Source organism: Sphingobium soli (assembly GCF_020782245.1).
Lineage (GTDB): Bacteria > Pseudomonadota > Alphaproteobacteria > Sphingomonadales > Sphingomonadaceae > Sphingobium > Sphingobium soli.
Window position 1 is genome coordinate 24909 of sequence record NZ_JAJGNP010000021.1, and the last position, 25073, is coordinate 49981.

Consider the following 25073-nt stretch of genomic DNA (forward strand, 5'->3'; position numbering starts at 1 on the left):
TGAAAAGCGGGTATAGCTCAATGGTAGAGCACTAGCCTTCCAAGCTTGTGATGCGGGTTCGATCCCCGCTACCCGCTCCAGCAACTCTTCTTAGAAATCAGCCGTTTTTCCCGCCTTCGACCAGGCGAAGGCCATGAGTGCCTGCGGTAACGGTGCGGTAAGCGCCGGGTGCCAGCGCCTCGATCTCGCTGATGATCTCTTCCGTCGCAGCCAAGGCAAGCCCCAGATTCGCAGGGTCGGGGATCGCATAGATGTCACTGGTGACGAAGGGGACGTGGCCGAGCATGATTTCCCCCTGGCGCCAGTTCGCTTCGCCGATGCGTCGGCGCACCAGCGTCGCCATCGATCGGCGGATCAGCTTCGGCCCGGCCTGCCTGTCTCCGGGCAAGCCCAGATGGACGCGCATCTTGTCCCAGGAATTACGAATGGTGCTGACCGGGATCCATAGATCGTCCATCGCATCCAGGAGCAGGGCGCACTGGGCGGCGATCGGGACCATTGGTTGCCGCTTATTCGTCCGTAGCCGGCGAGCCGGGTTGAGATCCAACACGCGCGCGGCGTCGTGCCACTGGTCACGTTTGATGGCCAGCACCGTTTCGGGACGCGCCCAGCTTGCGACGGCCAGCTGGAGGTAGCGCAGCAGGTTTGTCCTGTTCGCCGCGATCATGGCGCGCTCTTTGTCGGAGCGGCCGCCTTCGGGCCGCAGGCAATAGTCGAACATCGCGGCGATCGTCTTTACGTCGGCGCGATAGGTGGGCGATCGGGCCACGTCGACCTGTTGTCGCGATTTGAACTGCGCCTTTTGCCCCGACGTGGCGTTGATCGCGGCCGCGAGCTGCATCACGCTGCCTTCGACATGGGCGAGGGATCGTTCGCGCAGATATTTGCCTTTGCTGGTCTTGACGGGCCGTTTCAGCGCCCAGGCGCGGAATTTGTCGATCCATTGTTCGTTGATCGCAGCGCAGACCGCGCCCGCATCGGTTTCGGCCAGATAGTCGATGACATGCGCCAGGCGATAGCGGGCGGTCTCTTCGCTCGCCTTTCCTTCCATCAGGATAAGATAGTCAGCGATCGCGTCGGCCAGGGTGGGCGACACCTCATGTTCCCATGGCCGATGGCAATGCGGGCACATGCGGTGCCCGGTCTGGGTCAGGTAGAGGCGATCGAGTGCGATACGTCCTTGCGCAACATCGTCCGTGCCCGCGCTAGCGGATCGTTCCCGGCGTTTTTCCGAGTCGTACCAGATGATTTCGAGGTTGGCTCGGCCGGTGCGCCGGTAGAGCGCATAAGCTCCCCGCTGATAGAGCGGCTTCGAGCGCTTCGTTGCAGGCATAGGTTCCTCTGATAGTCGGCCGCGGCTTGCGTCAGCATGTCATAGGCGCCGCTTGCGACCAGCAGGTCAAGATCGTTCGGAGACAGTTGAATGCCCTTGCCCTGCTCCAGGCGTCTGGACAGGCGGCGTAGCAGGTCGGGCGGAGTGGGGGCATTCATGCTGTGACCTCAGGTATCAGTGGCGACCAGCCCGTCGGGCGCAGCCAGCGGAAGAGGGCGAAGAGTCCGGCGACCTTGCGCAGCGCATCGTCAGTGGCGGTGCCCAACGTCGCTTCCGCCTTGCAGGCGGTGGCCCAGGCGTTGCGCGCCATGGTTATGCGTTCCGGCAGCGTCCAGTCGCGCGGGCCGCGCCCCTGGCAGTCGACGTCGCCGGCAGCGCGGCCGACCATCAGGACGATGTTGGACCAGATGACATCGTCCTGATGCGCGCGGGTGGTATCGCCCTGCCCAGCGGCCGACCAAGCCGCCTTGCGGCGGGCGCGTTCGTTGCGCGCGATCTGGTGGAGCTGGGCGGGGTTCCGGGTCATAGTGGCTCGCCGAGATCCCACTGCGATCGTCCCATGATTCCAAGCCGGATCGCGCCGCCGGCATTGAGGGCGGCGAGGTCTGCCTCGGTGGGCTGATAGACCGAGTACATGAAGTTCGTGCCCGACAGCGTGTCGATCGCGTCAGCGACGAAGATGGTGCCGACCGCGCCGTCCAGTTCGGCGTTCCAATTCGCTGGAGCCCCGATTTGACGGGCGCCGGGGAAATCGCACGCCTTCATGTCGGCATTCCAACGGGCGGCAGATCATTGCTTGTCATAGGTTGAGCCTTGAAATCAGCACATCAGCCGCAGCAGGGCGGCAAGGGTGGGGAAGAAGGCGATCCAGAGGACGCCCAGGGCCAGGCCGATCAGGAAGGGCATGACCGGGCTGTAGCCGGGGCGGTCCATGTCAGGCGGCCCTAGCGGCAGTGCTTACGCGCACGTAGCGGGGGCTGCGGTCATAGCCGGCGCCGGCATAGCCATCCTTGCGCCAGCCCAGGCGGCGCATGACGCGGACCAGATGGCTGTTGTCGGTATAGCGGGGGACGCGGCCCTGTTCGGCGGCCATGGCCAGCTGCGTCCCCAAGTCGCGCAGGGCGACTTCGTTGCAGTCGCGCAGCAGCTTGGCGGCGAAGAGGGCGATGCGCGCGGTCGCGGCGCTCATGTCGGTATAGGGCAGCAGGGCGTTGTGATCCGCCTCGACCGGGTCGACCAGTTCGTCGATCGGCGCGCGGCGCGTCAGGCCGAAGGCAGGGCCTTCGCGGGTGATGATCGCCTGATCGCCGATATGCTGGAAGATGCGCCAGCGCAGCCCTTCGAACAGGGCGATCGCGCCGGGCATGGGGAATTCGGTACGAAGCTGAAGCATGACAGGGCCTCCGTTGAATGAGCGGGGGCCTGTCTAGTATGAGACAAATCTCATTGTCAATGAGTCAATGAGATTTAGCCTATTTCAAATTCCGTGAAGTTCGTTGGGCGGGATGACGCGATGCATTGCGGCGACGTTGGTCTTTGCCACCTTGAACGTCATGCGCGGCTCATATTGAGTGAGGACGTAGAAGTCCGCCGTTCGCCGATCCAGGCGCTTGACCATGGCGCGCACGATCCGGTCTCCGCCATCGCCATCGGGTGCGACCAGCTGCAAGACGACATGATCGCCGATCGCCGGATTGCGAGCCGGATCCACGAAGATCGGTTCGCCATCCATGTAGCGGGGTTCCATCGACGTACCGACGACAAAAAGGGCGTAGACGTTCCGCTTTTCAGCGATGCCTATAGGGCGGCGCACATGGTCGATAATTTCGTCTGGCATCAATGACGTAGTTTCGACGCAGGTTCCCGGTTCGTCAAGGTCGGGGCAATAGTCTGCGCCTTCAGCGCTGCCCCAGACAGGCACGTCCATCGGATTGCTACGATGGCGATAGATCGACGAATCGGCGTCACGCACGTTGCTTTCCGCTATTTCAGGCGGGTTGATTCCGGCGATCGCGTTGAATTCAGACATGCTGGTGCGGGCCACGCCCAGCAGCTTCATCAGCGTGTCATGTCGTGGCGTCGAATTTTTCTTCTTGAGGTCCTGGAAGAAGCTGGAGCTGATCTTCGCTGCGCGCGCCCAAGAGGCTTCATTCATATCCTCAGGCATTACCTGCCTAAGCGCCTCATAATAATTGATTTTCGTGCCGTCTGCCATTGCGTGCGGAAAATCGCATAGCGGCAATGAGACTGCACGATGAGATATATCCAATGCTAAGGCTTGCATGATGAGATTTGTCGCATTATGCACCTGTCCCCATGACGATCCCAACCGACGAAGCACTGCTTGAGCAGATCGATGCCTTTCTGGCTGCCACTGGCATGTCGCCGACCCGTCTGGGGCTGGACGCCACCGGCGAAGGCGGCCTGATCAAGTCCATCCGCGACGGGCGATCCATCACCCTGCGCACCGGCCGACGGCTGGTCGAGTTCATGGATAGCTATGCGGCCGGAGAGGATGCGTCACCGGAAAAGAACGCGCCGGAATCCCCCTCGATCGAAAAGGCGGCCTGAGTCATGGCGCGGGGGGATATCAGCAGCGGTGAAAAGGCGCTGGCGCTGGCGACCAAGCGCGCGATCGAAGCGGCGGGTGGGCTGGACCCGTGCGCGGCCGAGACGGCGATCGGGCGCAGCCAGTTGTCGCGGTGCGGCAGCGTCAATGAGCGCGACAGTATTTCCATCCGCGACGCGGTGACGATCGACCTACTGGGCCAGCGGTCGGAGGGGCATCCTTTCATCGTGCGGGCACTGTGCCGGCAAGTGGGCGGCGTGTTCGTGCCACTGCCCGAGCCGCAGGACGATGCCGACGGGCTGACGCTGACCGTGGTAGAGCTGGCGGGCGAATTGGGCGACCTGTCCAACAGTATCCGCACGGCGCTGTGCGCGCATGGCGATGCGGGCGAGGCGGTGTCTCCGCGCGAGAATGACGCGATCCGCGCCGACATATTGGCGATGCAGGAAACACTGGCGGCGCTGGACCAGCGGCTGGCGGCGATGCGCGGGGAGGGGTGAGATCCAGATGCAGGCGGCGTCATCGATGAAACCGGAGCAATTGCATAGCTGGGCCACCCGCGCGCGGCCGGGTGACGATGTCGTCTATGCAACTGGCGCACGGCCAGGTGATGTCATCAGCGCCGCGGTTCGGGCACTGCATGCGTCGGGCGTGGTCACCATGACCAGCAAGCGCATTCCCGGCGGGTTCCGCTTCATCGCGCAGCGCCTGCCCGACCCGCGCCCGTCGCAGCTGCGCACGCGCAAGGCGGGCAATCGCGGGCATTTCACGCGGCGCTGCGACGGGGCGAAGCTGTCGACCCGGATCGTGCTGCGCCTGCTGAAGCGCGCGGCGGCGCGGGGCGAGCCCTGTCCCACCAATGCGGAACTGGCCAGGGCGGCAGGGCTGAAGGATGCGCTGGCCGCGTCCTACCGCATCCGGCGCCTGGTGAAGGACGGCCTGATCCAGGTGGAAGAGCCGGGGCCGACCGAACGGCGGGTGGTGACGATCGCCGCCACAGGCCAGCGCACGCGGAGGGCGATGCTGTGAGCGCGCTTGTACCCATCACCCTTTTCCATCCCGTCGGGTCGCGACGTGGATCGGGCGCGGCGGCGTCCCCCTCTTCCGCCGCCGCGCCCGCATCAACCCCGTCAGAGCAAGCCGAATAGCGGCGCAGTCAGAGAGAAGGACGTCCCATGCCCAGAGCCAAGAAGGCGGCGCCGGTTGCGCCGGAAAGTGACAGCGAAGCGGAAGCCATGGTTGCCAGCGCGTTCGAGATGTTGCCGCTGGCGCGGTTGCGGCGCGCGCCGGAAAATGTGCGGCACACGAACCAGGCCGTCGACATCGAGTCGCTGGCCGACGACATCGCGGCGCACGGCCTGCTGCAGAATCTGATCGGCTACGCCGGCGACACGTCGATCGACAAGGCCGTCGTTTATATCGTCGGCGGCGGGCGGCGGTTGCAGGCTTTGCAGCGGCTGCTGGACCTGGGCGCATTGGCGGAGGATTTTCCCGTGCCCGTGCTGTTGCGCAGCCCGGCCGAGGCGATCGACCTGTCGCTGTCGGAAAATCTGGCCAAGCGCGACATGAACCCGGCGGACGAATTTCTGGCGTTCGAGGCGCTGATGAAGCGCGGCACCGCATCCGCCGGCGATCTGGCCAAGCAGTTCGGCTTTTCCGAGCGCTATGTGAAACAGCGCCTGAAGCTCGCCGCCCTGGCACCGGAGATACTGGACGCCTTGCGCGCATCGGAAATGACTATGGCTGCGGCCATGGCCTATGGTCGGGCGGCGGACCAAGACGTGCAGCGTGCGGTGTTCAAAGCGCAGGCGAAGCGCGGCTATGACCGTCATTCGCCCGAGCGAATAAAATATGACATCGCGAACCAGAGCAAGACTACAGACTGGCCGCTCTATCGCTATGTCGGCGCGAAAGCTTATGAACGGGAAGGCGGCGGATACGAAGACGGCGGCCTGTTCGATGATGATAGTGGTGCTGCGCGGAAGCTGACTAGCGCCTTCACCGTTATCCACCAGGCGCACCAGCATATCGACTTCCAGATGATCCTGCGCCTGCGCCAAATGGCGGAAGAGCTGGATCTTGATTCTGATGCCGTCACTGGCTTCGTCAAGGTCAAGGACCTGTATTGGGGTCCTCACTCCTATGCCTATCACGGCCTCGATAAGCAGGCACCGGATGGCTATGCTTGGGTCGGCAACGACTTCAATGCCGATCGCGTCGAGCGCATGCTCAAAACGATCCGTAACAATCGCATCCTGTGCCAACTGCCGGTCGGCGTCGACGAAACGGGCGCATTGATCCGCATTCCCAAAGGCTTTTTCGTTCCGAAGGATCAGGCCCGTGCAGTCGATCCTCCCGTTCAGTCGTCCGGGCACACCATGCCTACTGCTGAAGAGCAAGCGGCGGCCGAGCGTGCGCGCAAGGTGCGGGCGTTTGCGGCGATGCTCGCGGCCGATGAAAATGCAAAGGCCCGATTGCAGGGGCGGCGCTTCTGGCCGAGTTACATCTGGGAAGGTAGTCGTGTCCTGCCCGATCTGGGCGAGGTCGTCATGCTCAAGCAGCATGTCGCCGTAACAGAGGCCGAAATCGACGCGATGATGGCGGTCGCAGAGGTCGAGCTGGATCGGCATGAGGCCGAGCTTCAGGCCAAACGCGAAGCGCAGCAGCGAGCGGAGGAAGAGGCGGCGGCGGCCGAGGCGGCAAAACGCGCGGAGCTGGCAACGATGGATCCCGTACCCGCCGCCCTGCAGCTGGGCGACCTGCTGCTGTTTCGTTGGGCCGATGGCTGCTGGTATGACGAGCGCGAGGCCGAGGACGCCGATCCCGTCTACCAATTCGACGACCTTGCCGAAGTGCTGGACTGGGCTGAAGCGGAAGGCGCGGCAGTTCGAGAGTCCTGGCCGACGCTGGATGCCTACGACGCGGGATCGGCGGACGATTCCGCCGCCGAAGACCAAGTGGATCAGGCGGCATGAGCGGCGCGGGGAGACAGCGGCCGCAGCGCGGGCAGCGGCCGAGCCTGGAGTTTCGCCCGGTGGCCGACCTGATGGTCGATCCGGCCTATCAGCGGTCGATCGACACCGGGCCGAGCCAGGCGCTGATCAAGCGGATCGCGCGGGATTGGGACTGGGGGCTGTGCCAGCCCCTGAATGTCGCGCGGCGGACCGATGGCAGTTTGTTCGTCATCGACGGGCAGCATCGATTGTCGGCGGCGGTGCTGCGCGGCGATATCTATGACCTGCCGTGCGTCATCCTGTCGGTGGGCGACCAGCGGGACGAAGCGGCGGCGTTCGTGGCGCTCAACCAGCAGCGGCTGAAGCTGAGCCGGATCGAGATATTCAAGGCGGCGCTGGCTGCCGGCAATGTCGAGGCGCATGACATCAACGGGGCGCTGGAGGCGGCGGGCCTGTCGGTGGCGGCGACGACCAATGTCGACAGCTGGAAGCCGATGCAGGTGGTCAACATCGCCGGCTTGGAAAAATGCGTGCGCACGCACGGCATCAAGGTGCTGCGCATGGCGTGCCTGGCCGGGGCGGTGGCGTTTCACGGGCAGGTGCTGCGCTATTTCGGCACGATCTTCCCCGGCATCGTCGCGGCGGTGGTCAAGCATGGCGTGGGTGCGCCCGAGCTGATCACGCTGGTGCTGGGCGGATGCGACCAGGCCGAATGGCGTGACGAGATCAACCGCGTCAAGGCGGACAATCCGAACATCAACATGCATGCGGCGGCGGAGATGGCGATCGTCCGCGCGGTAGACGAAGCGCGGGAGGCGCAGTCATGAGCGAGGCAGCGGACAGGATCGAATCGGCGATGCAGGACAGCCAGGCCCCGGCGAGCGGTTGGGACATGCCGGGGCTGCGCCGGATGACCGGCCTGACGGTCGGGGCGTTCGCGGCCGGGGTCGCGGATCTGCGCGCACGGGGGCGGATGCATGCGTTCGCGCTGGAGCTGGTGGAGGCGAAGGCGGCAGCGCCCGAAGCCGAGCCGGCCCCGCCCAGCGTCGCCGTGCAGGTGGCGGAGGAAGCGCAGGCGTCGGTCGCGCGGCGGACCGTGGCGCGAACATGCGGGCAGGGCCAGTATCTGGCGCCGACACCCGGTGCGCTGTTACAGGAAAAGGCCCTCAACGATGCGCCGGCGCTGGCGGCCAGCATCATGAAGGACCGATGGGGGCCGGTGTGGGAGCGGGTGTGCAGCCATGCCCGCGCCACCAACCAGCGGCCGATCGCGGCGATGATCAGCCTGCTCGACAGTGGATTGCAGCGGGAGTCGCACGCATGATGAAGGTCAGCGTCAAGACGCTGCGCGAGGGGCTGAAGGCCGTGAAGGCGGTGGTCGAAGCGCGCAACACCATCCCGATCCTGGCCAATGTCGTCATCCGGTCGACGCCGGGGCAGGCGGTGCTGATCGCCACGGACCTGGACGTCATGGTCGAAAAGACGATCGACCTGGAAGAGCCGGGCAGCAACAGGGCGATGGACTTCAGCGTCCAGGCGGCGACATTGCAGTCGATCGCGGCGAAGCTGCCGAGCGAGGGCGTGGCGACGATCGAGGCGGATGGCAATAGCGGCATCGCCATCAAGTGCGGCCGCGCGCGGTTCAAGCTGCCGACATTGCCGACCGACGATTTCCCGATGCTGGTCCGTGCCGATTGGGACGCGCAGTGGGAACAGGATGGCGCGTCGCTGGTGGCGATGATCGAGGCGGTGCGCTTTGCGATATCGACCGAAGAGACGCGTTACTATCTGAACGGGATTTACTGGCATGTGCCCGGCGAGTCCGCCTGCCAGTTCGCGGCGGCGACCGACGGGCATCAGCTGGCACGCTTCCATCATGACGTGCCCGATGGCGCGGAAGGCATGCCGGGCATCATCGTCAGTCGCAAGACGGTGAAGGTGCTGGCGGACCTGCTGGAGGAAGAGGGCGGGACAGTCGACGTCGCGGTGGCCGCGTCACGGTGCCGGTTCGACCTGGGCAGCACGGTGCTGACGGCGAAGACGGTGGACGGCACTTTCCCCGATTATACCCGCGTGATCCCGGCGGCGAACCAGATCGACGCGTGGTTCGACCCTGCTGTGCTGGCCGAGGCGGTGGACCGGGTGCTGGTGATCCAATCGGACAAGACGCGGGTCATCGCGATGGATTTCACGCGCGACAAGGTCACCTTGCGCGTGACCTGCCCGGAAAAGGGCATGGCGAGCGAGGAAGTCCCGATCGAGCTGACGGGCGCGGACATCACGATCGGCTTCAACGGCCGCTATCTGCTGGACGTGCTGGCGCGGCTGAAGGGCGGGGAGGGCACGCGGGCGCGGGTGTTGCTGGGCGATAGCGCCGCCCCGTCGCTGTGGCAGCAGAGCGATGAGGCGCGCGCTCTCTATGTCCTCATGCCGTTGAGGGTTTGAGCATGTGCAATGCCTGCGGAAACCTGTGCTGCGGATCTGACGAATTCGACCATTGCGGCTGCGATGGCTGTCCCGACCCGGCCTGCCATTCCGAAGTCTGCTTCAACTGCGGTCAGCCCCTATGCGACGGCGATTGCTCGGATGAAGGGGAGTATGACGATGTCTGACTTGTCACCCTATCGCCCGTCGAACGGTACCGAAGGAGAAATCTTCATGTCCGCCTGGTGCGCGAAGTGCGTGCGCGATCGTGCCCGGCGGGAGGGCGACGCCTTCGATGGCTGTGAAATCATCACGATGACGATGGCCTTCGACGTCTATCATCCCTCGTATCCCGGCGCATGGGTTCAAGATGATTTTGGTACGCCATCGTGCCTTGAGTTCATGGCTGAAGATGTGGCGAATCAGCCGCTCGACCCGCTCGCAGTGGTTAGGCCGCTTTTGTGAGCGGCCTGTTTCCAGAGCCGCCGATCGCCGGGCCTGCGCCCAGGGGGTTGGGCCGCGCCATGGCGGGCGGCGGTGCGAAGGTCGAGCGGCGCGGCAATGATTATTATCCGACGCCGCCCAGTGCGACGCGCGCCTTCCTGGCGGCGGAGCGGGCGTGGCTGCTGGACGCGGTCGACGCGCCGGCGAGCGGGGCCGACCATCCGATATGGGAGCCGTGCGGACGGGGCGGCGCAATCGCGGCCGAGCTGGAGGCGGCGGGGTTCGTGACGATCGCCACGGACCTGGTCGCGGACCCGGCGCATCGCGTGACGGAACAGAATCTGCTGACATGCCGGCGAGCGCTGTCGCCCGTCGTGGTGACCAATCCGCCCTTTGCGCTGGCGGCCGAGATGATCCGGCACCTGCTGGGCGATCTGGCGTGCGGTTATGTCGCGCTGCTGCTCAAGTCGACCTATTGGCATGCGGAAAAACGCACCGGCCTGTGGCGCTGGCGTCCGCCGGCGCGGATCTATGCGCTCAATTGGCGGCTCGACTGCCTGGGGCTGGGCAATCCGACGATGGAATTCATCTGGTGCGTATGGGACGCGGCGAAGGACGGGCCATGCCGGTTCGACGTGCTGACGCCGTTCGCGACACCGGACCTGTTGGGAGAGGGATGATGGGCGACAAGACGCCGTGGGTGACGCGCTGGGGCCGGGAAAGCGACAGCTGGAACGTCATCGAGGAAAATGAGGAAAGCCCGGAAGAGGACGAAGAAGGCGGCCTAAGCGACGGATCCGGGTTTCCGGGGCGGTGGCTGGTGGGGCAGGCCGTGGCCCGGTGGGCACTTACGCAACCGGTGCAGCCAACGGTCGAGATCGTGGCCGACATATTCAATCTGCCGCCGGCCCTGGCGCAGGATGCGATGAGCGTCCTTCTGCACCCGGCATTCGGCAGCCTTGCGGCGGCGGTGCAGGTTTGGGCAGGGCTGCAATATGCCGACTGCCGCGACGTCACGGTCGGTGAAGCGGCGCTGGTCTTTCATCTGTCGCCAGCGGCGATCGTCGAGGCGGTCGACAAGCATTATTATCTCTATCTGCGCGGCGACCGATCCGATCCCGCGTCGCTCGTCATCGAGCATGAAGGCGAATAGCGGGCCGGAAGGCTGACGCCGCCGACCTTCGTGACATCGCTGTTGTTTTTTTGCCTGATTTTCGGGGTGGGTTTTCGTGTCTCTATCGCCTGCATTTCTGGACGAAATCCGCGCCCGCACGTCGCTGTCCGCCCTGATCGGGCAGCGCGTGAAGCTGGAGAAAAAGGGCAAGGAACATAAGGGCTGCTGCCCGTTCCATGCCGAGAATACGCCCAGCTTCACCGTCAATGACGACAAGGAATTCTATCACTGTTTCGGATGCGGCGCGCATGGCGACGCGATGCGGTGGCTGACCGATCATGAGGGGCTGGACTTCATCGATGCGGTGAAGCAGCTGGCGGCGGCCGCGGGGATGGAGATGCCGGCGCGGTCGGCCGAGGAAGCGGCGCGAGCGCGGCGGGTCGAGCATGTGGGGCAGGTACTGGGCGAGGCGGCGGCGTGGTATGCGCAGCAGCTGGAGCCCGCGGGCATGGCGATGGAGGCGCTGGCGGCGCGCGGGATCGATGCCGCCGCGATCGCGCGGTTCCAGATCGGCTTCGCGCCGATGCGCGGCGGGGTGGCGGCGATCGGCATCGCGGCCGACCAGCTGATCGCGGCGGGGCTGATCAGCGACGATGACGGCCGCCGGCGCGACAAGTTCCGGTACCGGTTGATGGTGCCGATTCATGATGCGCGCGGGCGCGTGATCGGCTTTGGCGGCCGCGCCTTCGGCGAAGCGCAGCCCAAATATCTGAACAGCGACCAGGCCGAGCATTTCGACAAGGGTCGGGTGCTGTTCAACCTCCACCGCGCGGCGCCGGCGGCGCGGGCGGCGCACCGGTTGTTGCTGGTCGAAGGCTATTTCGACGTCATTGCGCTGGACCAGGCGGGGATCAGCGAAGCGGTGGCGCCGATGGGCACGGCGATCACGGCCGAGCAGCTGGAGCGTGCATGGCGCGTAGAGCATTGCCCCGTGCTGTTGATGGATGGCGACGCGGCGGGTCGCAAGGCGGCAACGCGGGCATGCGTGCGCGCGCTGCCGCTGGTCGGGCCGCACCGGCAGCTGAAGGTCGCGACCCTTCCGGACGGTTACGATCCCGACAGTCTGGTGCGCGAATGCGGGCGGGCGGCGATCGACGATGTGGTCGAGGCGGCGCTGAGCCTGTCCAGCCATCTCTGGTCGGCGGTGCTGGCCGCTGGGGACGGGGCGAGTCCGGAAGGGCGGGCGGCGATCTGGCAGCAGCTGAGCGATCTGGCCGGAACGATCGGCCATGACGAAACGCGCGCGCAATATCTGGCCTATTGGCGCCGCCTGTATGACGACCAGTTCCCCCCGGCCCCCCGCTGGGTGGCGGAAGAGAAAAAGCTTCCGGTTGGAACCATGGAAGCGGCCTTTTGCGATCAGGCGCCGGGGGTGCAGGAACGGCTGCGCGCGGTGGCGGCGCGGCGGCTGACGGGGATGATCGCCGCGGCCGAGCCGACGAAGGATGGCGTCACGCTGTTCGCATGGGGCATGGGGCGGCGTGTGGCCGCCGGCCTGATCGACCAGGACATGGCGGCCAACGCGATCGACGCGGTGCGGGACGGCGTCGACGTCGGGCAAGAGGATATCGACAAGAGTTTCGCCGCCGGCATGGCGCGCGGGTTCGACGTGGGGCCGATGCTGGTGGACATGCGGTGCGCCGGGTTCCAGCGCACGGACCTGGGCAATGCCGAGCGGTTCGAGGCGCGATACGGCCATAGTTTCCGCTTCACCACGGCCAAGGGCTGGCTGGGCTGGGACGGCAAGCGCTGGAAGGTGCTGGACCAGGACAAGGATACGGTGCCGGCGGAAGTGCAGGCAGCAGTGTTCGACACGGTGCGATCGATCCAGCGCGAAGCCGATTTCGTGGCGGCGACCGGGTTCATGGAACCGGAAGAGGCTTTGCCCGAAGATGGCAAGCCGCCGCTGCTGCTAGTGCTGCAATGGCGGGCCTGGCGCGAAAGCGGGGAGCGCGCGTCGGCGATGGACCGCATCGTCGACCTGAAGAGTGGGCCGGTACTGCTGTCCGAACAGATCGCCAAATGGGGGCGCGCGTCGGAAGGATCGGGGCGGCTTGGATGCATCGCGGGCCTGGCCAAGCGGTGGGTGACGGCGCCGATCGAGGATTTCGACCGCGATCCGCTGGCCATCAATGTGCTGAACGGCACGCTGCGCTTTCGCCGGGACAAGGCGGGCGGCGCGTCCGTGAAGCTGGAGCCGCACCGGCGCGAGGATCTGAACACCAAGCTGGCGCCTGTCACTTATGATCCGGAGGCGACGTCGTCGGTCTATGACGGGTTTTTCGAATGGGCGCAGCCCGATGCCGGCATGCGGCGATATCTGCACCAATGGGCGGGATATAGCGCCAGCGGCGACATATCCGAACAGAAGCTGCATTTCTGGTACGGGCTGGGCGCGAACGGCAAATCGACGACGATCGACCTGTGGGCCCATGTCCTGGGCGATTATAGCGGGACGATCGGCATCGAGACGTTCCTGGACCAAGGTATCAAGAAGCGCGGGGAACAGGCGTCGCCGGATCTGGCGCGGCTGGGCGGGGTGCGCATGCTGCGCGCGTCGGAACCGGAGCGCGGCGCGAAGCTGAACGAAGCGCTGATCAAGGCGGCGACCGGTGGCGAACCGATGGCGGTGCGCGCGCTGCATCGCGGATTCTTCGACCTGATGCCTTTGTTCAAGCTGACGATCGGGGGCAATTACAAACCCGACATTCCGGGGACCGACGAAGGCATATGGCGGCGCATGAAGTTGGTGCCGTGGAACGCGCATGTCGCCGATGGCGATCGCGACGAGCTGCTGCCCGCCAAGCTGCGCGAAGAGGCCGCCGGCGTGCTCAATCATATCGTGCGCGGCCTGATCGACTGGCTGGACCATGGGTTGATCGAGCCGGATGCGGTGCGGGAAGCGACCGCGCAATATCGCGAGGACAGCGATCCGCTGGCGCGATTCCTGAAGCTTTGCACCGAAATCGACCCGCAAGGCCGTATCCAGTCGTCGCGCCTGTATGAGGTGTTCGTCGCCTGGTGCAAGGCCGCCGGTGAGCGGGAATGGAGCCAGAAGGGCTTCAGTAAGGCGATGCTCGACAAGGGCTATCAGAAGAAGGCCAGTGACGGGATGCAGTGGCTGGACATGCGCCTGGTCCGCGAGGTCGGCGACTTCATCGACGAACATGGGAAGGTGCGGGCGGTGATCCCGATGCTGCCCGACGACGGCGCGGCCGTGGTCGACGAACGCCATCCGCCGCCGATCGAGGACGATTATGTGCCCGACTTCTAACGCGCGGCGTTGCGCGGGAGAATCGGATGCTTCCGGGTCGGAAGGGTGGCGGAAGCATCATTGGAAGGAGGAAAGCGCGGATTTCTGCGCTATTGGAAGGGTCGGAAAGGTTGGCGGCATGTTTCCATCACGCACAGGCGCGGGCGCGTGCGCATGCATGATGAAAATATACAGATATCCTTCCAATCCTTCCGAAGCTTCCAAAAGATAGAATTAGACTAGCGTTTTCAGTGATTTATAATGTGGAAGGGTTGGCGATGACGGTTCCGGCGGCGGAAGGATCGATATATTGGTCATTTGCAGACGTGGAAGCGCGTCTGGTCGAGGCGATGCAGTTCCAGTGGCGCACGGAGCGGGGCGCGTGGGCGTTCGCCAGTGACGGTCCGTGGCACCTGATCGTGCGCGACTGGTGGGACTGGGCAGCGCATGAGGACAGGCCGGTGCCCAGGATACCGCTGTCGCGCGAACAGATGGCGCGGATGGAAGAGGCGTCGGCCTGGCTCGGCCATGCGCCGGAGCGGGACCGCAAGCTGGTGGTGCTGGCCATCACGGCGCTGGCGGCGGGGCGCAAGTCGGTGCCGTGGCGGGCCTTGCTCAAGCCCATGGGGCTGAAGCTGGGTGCGCATGGCCTGCGCAAGCGGTATGCCCGCGCTGTAACCTGCATTTGTGAGGCGCTGAACGGCGCAGAATTGCGCGCATAGACACGGCGCAAGGGGTAGAATGTTGCGCGATGCAAATAATGTTTGTCCACCTTTTCGGCTAAATCGGCTAGTTCGGAGATACGCTGGTGGCGGGCCTATGTTCGGGGCCGGCGTGACGACCTCTCCTAACCTTGCAGCGCCCCGCCTGGTCCTTTGCCATGGCGGGGCGTTGCCGTTTCGGGCGGTGGGCATCGATGGTGCATCGGCCGCCGGTCGGAAGGGGGGGGGCTTGGGTCCTTCCAGGCGACAAGCGAAGTACGGGAGACGAAGGGGCATTGTCTGCCAATGTGTAAAAAATATTGGCAACTGTTTGTTTTTCTTTCGGTTTGGGTCTTAAACTGATGCTCGGGAACCTTGCCGATCTGGTTGCGACGGGCCTTGCGTCCGAACCGACGCTGCGGAAGTGGCTGAAGGATCAGGGCGACTGCGCGTGGATCAGAAAGCGCGGCTCAAACGGTGACGCCTACGAAATCGACATTCCGGGCGCGATCACGGCCTGGAAAGAGCGCGAGGCGGAAAAGGTCGCGGCCGAGCGCGAGAAGAGCGCGCTGCTGGGGCAGATGGCGCTGGACCTTGGGCTATCGGCGTCCAGCGGACCTAGCATTTCGATCGCCGACCGCCGCGCACTGATCGAAGAGGAAATCGCGGCGACCAAGCTCGCGCAGCTGCGACGCGAGCTTGTGTCAGTGCTGTCGGTCGAGGCTGCCGTGGGCGACATATTGTCGCGGTACGCGCAGCGGGCGGCAACGTACAGCGCGCGGCTTGCCAAGAAGATTGATCTGTCGCGCGAGCAGTTGGCCGCGATCGAGGCGATGCGCACCGCCGACCAGAGCTGGTTCGCCGAGCAGCTGCGCAATTGGGGAAGAGACATTGTCGAAGATGGAGGCGATAGCGGCACCGCGCTGGCGTCTGCCGCCGGCAACGACGGGTGCTGATATATTTCGCCGCCAGGCGCACAATGTCCGCCCCAAACTCAAGACGACGGTCAGCCGATGGGCGATCGCGCACCGCAATTACGACCCCGACGTGCTCCCTTGGCAGACGGAAATCATGGACGCGCTGTCCGATCCGGAAGTGGCGGAAGTAGGGATGATCAAGCCGTCGCAATGCGGCGGCACGGAAATCGGGCTGGCTTGGCTTGGGTGGATCATCGACACGGATCCATCCGATTCGCTGGTGTGCCAGCCCGACCAGAATATGGCGGCGATCTTTTCGAAGACGCGGCTCGCCCCGATGATCGACGACACGCCGGCGATCAAGGAAAAGCTGAAACCGCAACCGGATGCCAATGCGATCCACTTAAAGCTGTTCCAGGGGATGACGCTGGCGTCGGTGTGGCCGGTACCGGCGCAGTTCACGCAGCGTCCCGTGCGATATGGATGGCTCGACGATTACGACCAGTATGACGAGGATATCGGGTCGTCGAAAGAAAAGGGCGGCCAGGGCAGCGGCATCGCGCTGCTAGAGGGTCGCAACACGTCGCACGAGGGGCGTGAAAAGAAGTTTATTTCGTCGTCGCCGGCGCGCGAGGACGGCGGCGGGGTCGAAGCGTTCGTCGCCGGTGGGACCGACGAGAGGTTGCAGCCCGTCTGTCCCCAGTGCGGCGAGCGCTGGGAAGTCGACCTACTGACCGACCTGCAGTTCGACCGGAAGGGCAGCGCCGACGAGGCCGAGGCAAGCGCGCATGTCGTGTGCGGAACGGGCAACGGCTGCATCCTGCAGCCGTCGGATCGGCGCGCGGTGCTCGACAGCCTGAAGGCGTTGCCGAATAAGGGTTTCGTGCCGCGCGACGGATCGGCGAGCAAGCGGAGGCGGTCCTTCCGGATCGACGGGCTCATGGCGCTGACGAGCTGGCCTAAGCTGGCGCGGCTGTGGCGCGAGGCGATGATCGCGTGGGAGTTGCGACAGGACGAAAGCGACCTGCGTACGTTCCACAACACGAAGGGAGGCAAGAACTACCGGTCGCAGTCGAGCGGCGAGAAGCCGATCGCGGCCGAGGCGTTGAAGCAACGGCGCGAGGCCGGGTGGAAGATGGGGACGGTCCCGCGCGGGCCGGTTGTCATCAATATTCTCGTCGACGTCCAGCATGACCGGTTCGAATGCATGGCGCTGGGCTATGCCAAGGATGGCGAACGGTGGGCGATCCACCGCTTCGCGATCGACGTGCTGGACGACGGACTGACGCAGGTGTCGCCGTTCATCCATGTGGAGCATTGGCGCGTGCTGTTGCCGCTGTTTGACCGGAAATATCCGCTCGCGGAAACTGACGATAAGGGCAGGCCCGTGGGCCATGCACCAGTGCTGTCGGTGACCGTAGACACCGGCGGGTCGGACAAGAAGGGCGACCAGGCGACGGCGGGCGCGAAATGGTTCTGGAACGCGGCGCGCGCGGTGGGTGTGCATCCGTCGCGCATCACGCTGGTCAAGGGCGGTTCGAACCCCAAGGGCAAGCTGATGCCGCCGGGGCAGTTTGCCGACCAGAAGGTCAAGGGCGGGGCCAAACGGAACAGCGCCAGGCTGTGGCTGCCCAACGTCCATGCGATCAAGAATGTCATCGACGCGCGGCTGCGGCGCACGTCGCCCGGGCCGGGGTACATTCATCTGCCGGAAGACATGAGCGACGAGCATATCGAAGAGCTGACGGCCGAAGAGCTGCGCAAGGGCAAGTGGGAAAAGCTGCGCCCGCGCAACGAGAGCTGGGATCATCTGGTCTATGGCGAAGCCGCAATCCTGAAGCCGCCTTTCGCTCAGTCGCGCAGCGACATGCGCTGGGTGCCGAAGGATTTCAGGATACGGTGGCCAGAACGGGTGCGGGTTCCTTCGGCTGCCAAAGACATCGAGCAACCCCCGGTCCCGGTGGTGGCTGAAGCATCAACTGTTTCGAAGCCTGTGCCATCGCGCCTCAACGGCGCGGGACAAAGGCGACGGGCCAATCCATTTACCAGCCGGAGGCGCTGACATGACGACGTGGACAGACAGCGACCTCATTGCTGTGCGCCGCGCGATCGCGAGTGGGGTTCGTTCGGTGACATTCGCGGATGGACGCAAAACCGAATATCAATCGCTCGACCAGTTAATGGCTGCCGAGCGGGTGATCGATGCGTCGCTGAAGATGCAGGCGCAGACAGCAAACGGCCTCAATCGTCGTCGCACGCCATATTATCGCAGTGGCCTCTGACGTGAAGCTGATCAATCGCCTGCTGGGGCGTTCCGAACCGACCGTCGAAAAGCCGCGGCCTGCCACTTTGCGCCAGCATATCCGGCGAGGGCCGCGCGCGGAGTATGATGGCGCGACCGTCGGCCGGCGCGCGGCGGGGTGGCGGCGCACGAAGCTAGACGCAAATAGTGAATTGTCGCCCGCGGTTCAGATGGCGCTACGTGCGATCGCGCGCGACCTGGACCGCAACAATCCGTGGGCGACGGCCGGCGCGAACAAGATCGCCGAACATATGGTAGGCACTGGCATCACGTTTCAGGTGTACCGCAACGGCAAGCTCGACGATGTGCTGAACGCCCTCGCGCGGCGACATTTCGACCGCACGGAGTGCGATGCGACGGGACGGTGCGATCTCTACGGGCTGCAACTGAAGGCGGCGCGTTCGATCGTGGTCAGTGGCGGGGTCCTGTTGCGGCGGCGCTGGCGACGCCGGTCGGATCGCCTGCCGCTGCCGATGCAACTCCAGCTGCTGGAACCGGACTATATCGACATGTCGCGGCATGGCCCGATGCAGGCGACGGCGGGCGTCGGCGGCGGCTTCCATGTGCATGGCATTCAGTTTTCGCCGATCGGCCGCCGCGAAGGCTATTGGCTGTACAATGCCCATCCCGGCTCGGCGCGACCGACCGACATAAGTTCGACGTTCGTGGCGGCAAAGGACGTGGCGCATATCTTCCGCGCCGACCGCCCGGAACAGGAACATGGTGCCAGCTGGTTCGCGCCGGTCATCCTGCGCCTCAAGGACTTCGGCGATTATGAAGATGCGCAGCTGACGCGCCAGAAGATCGCATCGGCCTTCGCCGGCTTCGTTTCAGGCGACATCGATGGTGAAATACCCGGCGTCGGCAGGGATGCTGGCGGAAATAACACTGATCCCGAGCAGCAAGGCTTTGAGCAACTAGACTATGTAGAATCTGGCACAGTCCAGTATCTTCGCCCTGGCGAGGAAATAACCTTCCCATCGCCGCCCGGTGTCGACGGTTACATGGACTATTCCAAGGTGTCGCAGCGGGCAATCGCGGCGGGGCTAGGTGTGCCTTACGAAATGCTGACCGGCGATCTTTCGGAAGTCAGCTTCATTTCGGGGCGGCTTGGACGATTGACGTTCAAGCGCGCGGTCGACACTTGGCAGTGGCTGATGTTCATCCCGCAATTCTGCGCGGCGATTGAGCGATGGTTCATCGAAGCGGCGGAGATGGAAGGGCACGACGTCACCGGCGTGTCCATGCGCTGGACGCCGCCCAAGCATGAGATGCTGGACCCGGCTAGCGAAGTTCCTGCCAATCGCGATGCGGTGCGGTCGGGGCAAAAGACGCCCAGCCAAGTCATTCGCGAGAATGGCGACGATCCTGACACCTTCTTTGCCGAGATGGCTGCCGATCTGAAGACGCTCGATGATCTCGGCATCGTCCTCGACAGCGATCCGCGTCGCGTCACGCAAGTCGGCAACGCCGTGCAAATTCCCAACGCGGACCAGAGGAACCCCGCATAATGACTGAAATCCTGATCTACGGGATCGTCGGCGATAGCTGGGACGGTCTCGATGCGAACACGCTTGTCCCAATGATTTCCGATGGCGACGATGCACTGGATGTGCGGATCAACAGCCCTGGCGGTTACGTCATGGAAGGTCTGGCGATCTACAACGCGATCATCCGGCAGAAGGCCAAGGGTCGCAAGGTCACCACACATATCGATGGACTTGCTGCCTCGATGGGTTCGGTCATTGCAATGGCCGGCGACGACATCATCATGGCCGACAATGCGCTGATGATGATCCATAATCCGTGGGACTGCGCCTGCGGCGATGCGGCGGACCTGCGCCGTGCGGCCGATAAGCTGGACATGATCCGCGACCAGATCGTGGGCATCTATGCCAAGCAGACGGGCATCGACGCCGATGCGCTGGTCACCATGCTCGACGCTGAAACATGGATGACGGCCATCGAAGCCCTCGCCCAGAATTTCGTCACATCGACCGAGGACGCGATCACCGTATCGGCGTCTTACGTCAAGCCATTCGGGTTCAAGCACGTGCCCGATAGCCCGCTCATCTCCGCAATGGCGATGGCGCGCACCACCCCGACGGCGCCCGCGCCAAAGACCAAGGACAATCCCATGAACCTTTATCAGACCCGCGCGGCGCTGGTTGCCGCGATCGCCACGTTCCAGAAGGACGGCGGCACCCAGGATGAGATCGACAAGATCCGCAATTCCGCTGTCGCGCTCGATGCGAAGGACGCGCTTCCCACCACCGGCGCGCTGGCTATGGCAGGCAGCGCCGGAACGACCGGACTGACGGCGGCTGATGTTCAAACCGCCGTCGCTACCGAGCGCACTCGCGTCACCGGTATCCGCAATCTGGGCCGCAAGCACGGCATGGCCGACGATTTCATCGAGGAGTTGATCGCTGACGACACCACGCTGGACGCGGCTCGCGAGAAGATCCTGGACAAGCTGGCCGAGGCTGGTGACGCCGCGAATATCGGACACAGCAGTCCAGCGCGAGTGACGCAGGACGCCCGCGACAAGTTCATCGAGGGCGCCACCAACTGGATTCTGGTCAAGGCTGGCGTCGCCAACTTGGTCGAAAAAGCGGCTGCCGCGCGCGGAGAAACCGTTCGCATCGATCCCGGCGAATTCCGGGGCGTGCGCAACGTTGACCTGGCCCGCGAGGCCCTATCTAACATGGGCATCAGCTGCCAGTCCCGCGACCCGGAGGTGATCGTACGCGAGGCGATGACCGCGCGCAGCGCCATCATCACCCAGACGACCGGCGACTTCCCGATCCTATTCGAGAACGCGATCCACCGCACGCTTCAGGCGTCCTATGCGATCACGCCTGACACCTGGTCGCGCTTCGCGGGCACCGGTTCCGTGACCGACTTCCGCCCGCACACCCGCTACCTACGCGGTAGCTTCGGCGCGCTGGACAATGTGAACGAAGCCGGCGAATTCAAGAACAAGCCGATCCCGGATCTGGCGAAGGAACAGATCAGCGCCACGACCAAGGGCAACATCATCAATCTATCGCGGCAGGCGATCGTCAACGATGACATGCAGGTGTTTTCCGGCCTCGCCGTGGACCTCGGCCGGGCCGCCAAGCTGACGATCGAAATCGATGTCTACGCGCTGCTCAACTCCAACCCGACCATGAACGATGGCGTCGCCCTGTTCCATGCAAGCCATGGCAACCTGGCTGGTGCCGGGGCAGCACCGTCTGTAGCGGCGTTCGACGCGATCGATGTCGCCATGTCGCAGCAGAAGGATGTCAGCGGTAACGAGTTCCTCGAAATTTCACCGAACGTCCTTCTGGTGCCACGCGGCCTGCGCGGCGCCGCAGTCACCGTGAACGGCAGCGAATACGATCCAGACGCGGTGAACAAGCTCCAGAAACCGAACATTGTGAAGGGGCTGTTCAGCGACATCGTCGCTTCGCCGCGCCTGACTGGCACCGCTTACTACGCCTTCGCCGATCCGCAGGTGGCCCCGGCGATTGAGGTCGCCTTCCTCAACGGTGTTACCGAGCCCTTCACGGACAGCCAGGAAGGCTGGCGCGTCGATGGCGTCGAATGGAAGGTTCGCCACGATTATGGCGTCGGCGCTGTGAACTGGCGCTCCGCCTACAAGCAGCCGGGGGCATAACCGTAGGAAAAGACGGGGCCCGCCCGGTCCCCGTCCCTCATTGAGGGAGAATATCCATGAAGTTCGTCAAGCTGCTGACGTCAGCTCACGTCAACGGGGTGCTTCGCCACCCCGATGAAGGCGTGCTGCACGTCACGAACGAAGAGGCTGAGCGCCTGTTCGACAATGAGACTGCGGAGGATGTTTCCGCCGATTTCGACGAGGAGCAGGCAAAGGACGCTCCGAAGGACACCATCAACACCGGCGGTTCGGCAAAAAAGCCGGCTGCGGGTAAGCAGGAGTAAGCCGCGATGGCACGTAATTTCGTTCAGCCGGGTGACACGCTCACTTTCACCGCTCCTTATGCAGTCACCAGCGGCGCCGGCATGCTTGTTGGCGCGGTATTTTCCGTCGCCCTGAATGCTGCGGCGCTGGGCGCTCCCGTCGAGGGTAAAACGAGCGGCGTCTGGGATTTGCCGAAGGCGACCGGGGAGGCATGGGTAGCCTACACGACCAAGGTCTACTGGGATAATATCAACAAGCGCCTGACCAGCACTGCTTCCGGCAACACCTATGTCGGCGTCGCGGTGCAGAATCAGGCATCAGCCGATACAAGCGGCCGCGCCAAACTCAATGGCACGGTCGCCTGACCATGCCTGATCCGTTTGCTTCGGCGCTGGACGCCATATTTTATGGCCCCGGCTCCGAAGCGGCGGAGATTATCACGATCTATGGGCAGCATATTGCCGATGTGCGCATCATCCGGTCCAAGGCGGACCGCGAGGCGCGCTTTGGCGATGGCCAGATGGTTGCGGCAAGCTGCACCGTCGACATCCGTCGCTCGCAAGCGCCCGAACTGAATGATGGTGATCGGCTGCTCGTCGGCGCGATCGTCGATGAGGCTTTCGTCCCGGCCGAGGAGCTGGTCCTCACCGGTCAGCCGGTGTCGGATGTCGAAGGCATGACCTGGACCATGGGTTATGAGGCGGTGGAGCCGGCGCGGTGAAGATCAAGGCGGAGTATCGGCCGGGATCGCTGACCAAGTTGCTGCAGGTGATAGAAGGCGAGTGCGCGAGCGAAATCACGCAGATCATGCGCGAGGAAACACGCGACCTGACCCTTGAGTTACGCGACCAAGTGACCAGCGCCGGGCTGGGAAGGCGGCTTGCAAATACCTGGCGCGCCGAAGTTTATCCAAAGTCGGACAGGTCACTCAACCCAGCGGGCTATATTTGGTCGGCTGCGCCTGAAATTATATCATCATACATTGATGGCGCCACGATCCGTCCCGTGAATGGCGGAAAATGGTTGTGGATACCGACCAAGGCAGTGCCGCGCCGGCGGCGGGCGAGCAATTATGCGTCGTCGCTGGGCAAGCGGTCGCGCGGCACGGCGATGACGCCCGAGGAAGTCGAACTGCATTTTAATGCAGAGTTCGACATCGCATTCGAGGGCGGCAAGGGCTTTGCATTCATCGACGTGGTTTCCGGCCTGTCTGGCGGATATCGGCAGGCGACGGCAGGACGCCTGCGCGGCCGTCGCGGCATGGCGCCGCGCAAGGCCAAGCCCGTGCTGATGTTCACACTCGTCAAAGCCGTGAAGAAGCCGCGTTTGCTCGACCTTGATGGTCCAACACGGCGCGCCGCAAATCGCATTGCGGCCCGCCTCAATGCCCGGTGGCGTTGAGCCATGTCGCTTCGTCATGAGGTCGATCAGGCGGTGCTTTCGCTGGTCCGCGCTGCCCTGCCCGATCATGAGGTCATCGGCCTGGAGGATGGCGCGGAGCGCGCGCGGCGCACGGGTGAGTTCGAGACCGTCACCCTGCGCGACGGACAGCTGGAAGAGGAAGGCGTCGACCTATGTCCGCCGACCTGGCATTGGGTCCACCGGGTGCCGGTGGAACTGCGCGCCTATAAGCAGACGACGCCGCTGCGCGTCGTGATCGACCGGATTGCCGGGAAGATCGGTGCGGCGATCGCTGCCGATCGGTTCCTTGGCGGGCTGGTCGGCTATCTGGACGTCAGCGGCCTGGACGTCGAGCCATTGAGCAGTTTCGGGTCGCGCACCGAATTGGGCGCGACCTTCGACATCGTCGCCACCTATTCGAGTGACCGACCCCTCTGAATTCAACTGACAACAAGGAGTTTGGCCATGGCTTTTGGCATGGGCATCAATTCGGTCCTGCATGCTGTGACCGAAACCACCTATGGCGTCACGCCCGCCAGCGGTTTTCTGAAACTGCCATTCGTTTCGCATTCTATGGGCGAAGAACGCCCACTGATCGAAGACGATCGGCTGGGTTTTGGCCGTGAGGGCCTTGATCCGACCTATGACGTGGCGACGAACGACGGCGATATCGTGGTCCCGATCGACGTGTTCGCCTTCGTCTATTGGCTCAAAGCCATGTTCGGCGCGCCGGTGACGACAGGAGCCGGCCCCTATACGCATGTGTTCGAGTCCGGAAAGGCCAGCCTTCCAAGCCATTCGATCGAAATCGGCAATCCTGATGTGCCCGCTTTTTCCGTGCATTATGGCGCCGTGCTGAACCAGATGCGCATCGGCATGGCGCGGAGCGGATTACTAAACGCCTCGCTGTCTTTCATCGCCCAAGGAGAGTCTCAAAACTCGCCAACGTCCGTCGCGGGGCTAGCGGGAACACGGCAAGGCCCGCGCTTTGCGCAGGCGAGCGGCGTCATCAAGCGCGACGGTGTGGCGCTGGGCAATATCGTGTCGGCCGACATCGCCATTTCCAACGGCTTGGACAAGGTCGAGGTGATCCGGGAAGATGGCAGGATCGGCGGCGTCGTCCCCGGCGTCGTGCAGGCAGCGATCCGCTTCACTGCTCGCTTCAGTTCGCTGGACTTGCTCAATGCAGCAACTAGCGGAACCCCGATCAATCTGGACGAGGTCGGCTGGGTGGGTGGACCCCACGCCATCAAATTCGCCTTTCCCAAGGTGTTTCTGCCGCGCGTGAAGCGTCCCGTATCCGGGCCCGGCGGCATCATGGCCGAATTCAACTGCCAGGCGAGTGGCGCCGAGGGTCACAAGGTCATTTGCACCGCCCTTTCGTCCGTCCAGAATATCTGAGGAGCGCATCATGAGCGACGAAGTCGAAGATCAGGGCGAGATGGGTGCCGATAGTGCCCGTCCGGTTCCATCCTGCGTCGAGATGGGCGTGACCGATGCCGAGGTTTTGGCTGAAATCCGCGTCGTCGATGCTGAAACAGGCGAGCGCATCGACAAGATCATCTTCGCGGATGCCGAGACCGGCAAGGTCCGCCGCTATGCCGTCGAAAATGGCGCGCTGGTGCTGGAGCAGGACCAGTTCAAGGTCATCGAGGAGGTTCGCCCGATCCGCC

At 64.2% G+C, this 25073-nt stretch carries 29 protein-coding genes and 1 tRNA gene; 25 read left to right on the forward strand and 5 right to left on the reverse strand.

Annotated elements, in window-relative coordinates; genetic code table 11:
• The first annotated feature begins 6 nt into the window (after positions 1-6).
• Positions 7-80 (forward strand) — tRNA-Gly (locus LL253_RS17675).
• A 17-nt stretch (positions 81-97) separates the two neighbouring features.
• On the opposite strand, the gene LL253_RS17680 is transcribed toward LL253_RS17675, so the two are convergent.
• The 5 genes from LL253_RS17680 to LL253_RS17700 form a co-directional block, all read right to left on the reverse strand.
• Entirely contained in the window at positions 98-1333 is a 1236-nt protein-coding gene (locus LL253_RS17680) for a hypothetical protein (RefSeq protein WP_228228005.1), read from the reverse strand.
• A 154-nt stretch (positions 1334-1487) separates the two neighbouring features.
• Positions 1488-1859, reverse strand: a complete 372-nt coding sequence (locus LL253_RS17685; RefSeq protein WP_228228006.1) for a hypothetical protein — start codon at positions 1857-1859, stop codon at positions 1488-1490.
• Positions 1856-2098, reverse strand: coding sequence for a hypothetical protein (locus LL253_RS17690; RefSeq protein ID WP_228228007.1), 243 nt, complete (start codon positions 2096-2098; stop codon positions 1856-1858). Before LL253_RS17690 ends, LL253_RS17685 begins: the two co-directional genes overlap by 4 nt.
• A 169-nt stretch (positions 2099-2267) precedes the next feature.
• Positions 2268-2726: a hypothetical protein gene (locus tag LL253_RS17695; protein ID WP_228228008.1), complete on the reverse strand. Its 459-nt coding sequence runs from the start codon at positions 2724-2726 to the stop codon at positions 2268-2270.
• Between the two features lie 84 nt (positions 2727-2810).
• Complete coding sequence (locus LL253_RS17700; protein ID WP_228228009.1) at positions 2811-3488, reverse strand: S24 family peptidase; 678 nt, start codon at positions 3486-3488, stop codon at positions 2811-2813.
• 161 nt (positions 3489-3649) lie between these two features.
• Between LL253_RS17700 and LL253_RS17705 the strand changes: the two genes are divergently transcribed.
• The 24 genes from LL253_RS17705 to LL253_RS17820 all read left to right on the forward strand — a co-directional run.
• Positions 3650-3904 (forward strand): hypothetical protein, encoded by a 255-nt coding sequence (locus LL253_RS17705; RefSeq protein WP_228228010.1) that lies wholly within the window; start codon positions 3650-3652, stop codon positions 3902-3904.
• A 3-nt stretch (positions 3905-3907) separates the two neighbouring features.
• On the forward strand, positions 3908-4402 hold the full coding sequence (locus LL253_RS17710; RefSeq protein WP_228228011.1) for a phage regulatory CII family protein: 495 nt from the start codon (positions 3908-3910) through the stop codon (positions 4400-4402).
• Between the two features lie 25 nt (positions 4403-4427).
• Positions 4428-4931 carry a helix-turn-helix domain-containing protein gene (locus LL253_RS17715; RefSeq protein WP_228228012.1) on the forward strand — a complete coding sequence of 168 codons (504 nt, stop codon included), beginning with the start codon at positions 4428-4430 and terminating at the stop codon, positions 4929-4931.
• 146 nt (positions 4932-5077) lie between these two features.
• The gene (locus LL253_RS17720; RefSeq protein WP_228228013.1) at positions 5078-6877 is read left to right on the forward strand and encodes a ParB/RepB/Spo0J family partition protein; all 1800 of its coding nucleotides are present in this window, start codon (positions 5078-5080) and stop codon (positions 6875-6877) included.
• Entirely contained in the window at positions 6874-7683 is an 810-nt protein-coding gene (locus tag LL253_RS17725; RefSeq protein WP_228228014.1) for a ParB/RepB/Spo0J family partition protein, read from the forward strand. The genes LL253_RS17720 and LL253_RS17725 overlap by 4 nt, the downstream gene beginning before the upstream one ends.
• Positions 7680-8180, forward strand: coding sequence for a hypothetical protein (locus tag LL253_RS17730; RefSeq protein ID WP_228228015.1), 501 nt, complete (start codon positions 7680-7682; stop codon positions 8178-8180). The genes LL253_RS17725 and LL253_RS17730 overlap by 4 nt, the downstream gene beginning before the upstream one ends.
• A complete protein-coding gene (gene dnaN / locus LL253_RS17735) occupies positions 8177-9301 on the forward strand; it encodes a DNA polymerase III subunit beta (protein WP_228228016.1) in 1125 nt (374 codons plus the stop codon). The genes LL253_RS17730 and dnaN overlap by 4 nt, the downstream gene beginning before the upstream one ends.
• A gap of 9 nt (positions 9302-9310) precedes the next feature.
• The gene (locus LL253_RS17740; protein WP_228228017.1) at positions 9311-9745 is read left to right on the forward strand and encodes a hypothetical protein; all 435 of its coding nucleotides are present in this window, start codon (positions 9311-9313) and stop codon (positions 9743-9745) included.
• Positions 9742-10404: a hypothetical protein gene (locus tag LL253_RS17745; protein ID WP_228228018.1), complete on the forward strand. Its 663-nt coding sequence runs from the start codon at positions 9742-9744 to the stop codon at positions 10402-10404. The genes LL253_RS17740 and LL253_RS17745 overlap by 4 nt, the downstream gene beginning before the upstream one ends.
• Positions 10401-10877: a hypothetical protein gene (locus LL253_RS17750; RefSeq protein WP_228228019.1), complete on the forward strand. Its 477-nt coding sequence runs from the start codon at positions 10401-10403 to the stop codon at positions 10875-10877. The genes LL253_RS17745 and LL253_RS17750 overlap by 4 nt, the downstream gene beginning before the upstream one ends.
• A 76-nt stretch (positions 10878-10953) precedes the next feature.
• On the forward strand, positions 10954-14172 hold the full coding sequence (gene dnaG, locus LL253_RS17755; protein WP_228228020.1) for a DNA primase: 3219 nt from the start codon (positions 10954-10956) through the stop codon (positions 14170-14172).
• A 257-nt stretch (positions 14173-14429) separates the two neighbouring features.
• Positions 14430-14873, forward strand: coding sequence for a hypothetical protein (locus LL253_RS17760; protein WP_228228021.1), 444 nt, complete (start codon positions 14430-14432; stop codon positions 14871-14873).
• Positions 14874-15214: 341 nt separating this feature from the next.
• Positions 15215-15808, forward strand: coding sequence for a hypothetical protein (locus tag LL253_RS17765; RefSeq protein WP_228228022.1), 594 nt, complete (start codon positions 15215-15217; stop codon positions 15806-15808).
• Complete coding sequence (locus LL253_RS17770; protein WP_228228023.1) at positions 15753-17831, forward strand: terminase gpA endonuclease subunit; 2079 nt, start codon at positions 15753-15755, stop codon at positions 17829-17831. The genes LL253_RS17765 and LL253_RS17770 overlap by 56 nt, the downstream gene beginning before the upstream one ends.
• Before the next feature lies 1 nt (position 17832).
• A complete protein-coding gene (locus LL253_RS17775) occupies positions 17833-18051 on the forward strand; it encodes a phage head-tail joining protein (protein ID WP_228228024.1) in 219 nt (72 codons plus the stop codon).
• A 1-nt stretch (position 18052) separates the two neighbouring features.
• On the forward strand, positions 18053-19582 hold the full coding sequence (locus LL253_RS17780; protein ID WP_228228025.1) for a phage portal protein: 1530 nt from the start codon (positions 18053-18055) through the stop codon (positions 19580-19582).
• Positions 19582-21735 carry a ClpP-like prohead protease/major capsid protein fusion protein gene (locus LL253_RS17785; RefSeq protein ID WP_228228026.1) on the forward strand — a complete coding sequence of 718 codons (2154 nt, stop codon included), beginning with the start codon at positions 19582-19584 and terminating at the stop codon, positions 21733-21735. The genes LL253_RS17780 and LL253_RS17785 overlap by 1 nt, the downstream gene beginning before the upstream one ends.
• A gap of 56 nt (positions 21736-21791) precedes the next feature.
• Positions 21792-22019 (forward strand): hypothetical protein, encoded by a 228-nt coding sequence (locus LL253_RS17790; protein ID WP_228228027.1) that lies wholly within the window; start codon positions 21792-21794, stop codon positions 22017-22019.
• 6 nt (positions 22020-22025) lie between these two features.
• A complete protein-coding gene (locus LL253_RS17795; RefSeq protein ID WP_228228028.1) occupies positions 22026-22364 on the forward strand; it encodes a DUF2190 family protein in 339 nt (112 codons plus the stop codon).
• Positions 22365-22366: 2 nt separating this feature from the next.
• The gene (locus LL253_RS17800; protein WP_228228029.1) at positions 22367-22720 is read left to right on the forward strand and encodes a head-tail joining protein; all 354 of its coding nucleotides are present in this window, start codon (positions 22367-22369) and stop codon (positions 22718-22720) included.
• Positions 22717-23400, forward strand: coding sequence for a DUF6441 family protein (locus LL253_RS17805; protein ID WP_228228030.1), 684 nt, complete (start codon positions 22717-22719; stop codon positions 23398-23400). Before LL253_RS17800 ends, LL253_RS17805 begins: the two co-directional genes overlap by 4 nt.
• 3 nt (positions 23401-23403) lie before the next feature.
• Positions 23404-23838, forward strand: coding sequence for a hypothetical protein (locus LL253_RS17810; RefSeq protein WP_228228031.1), 435 nt, complete (start codon positions 23404-23406; stop codon positions 23836-23838).
• A 27-nt stretch (positions 23839-23865) separates the two neighbouring features.
• Entirely contained in the window at positions 23866-24801 is a 936-nt protein-coding gene (locus LL253_RS17815) for a phage tail tube protein (RefSeq protein ID WP_228228032.1), read from the forward strand.
• 10 nt (positions 24802-24811) lie between these two features.
• The coding region (locus LL253_RS17820) for a hypothetical protein (RefSeq protein ID WP_228228033.1) at positions 24812-25073 on the forward strand (262 nt) is incomplete at its 3' end.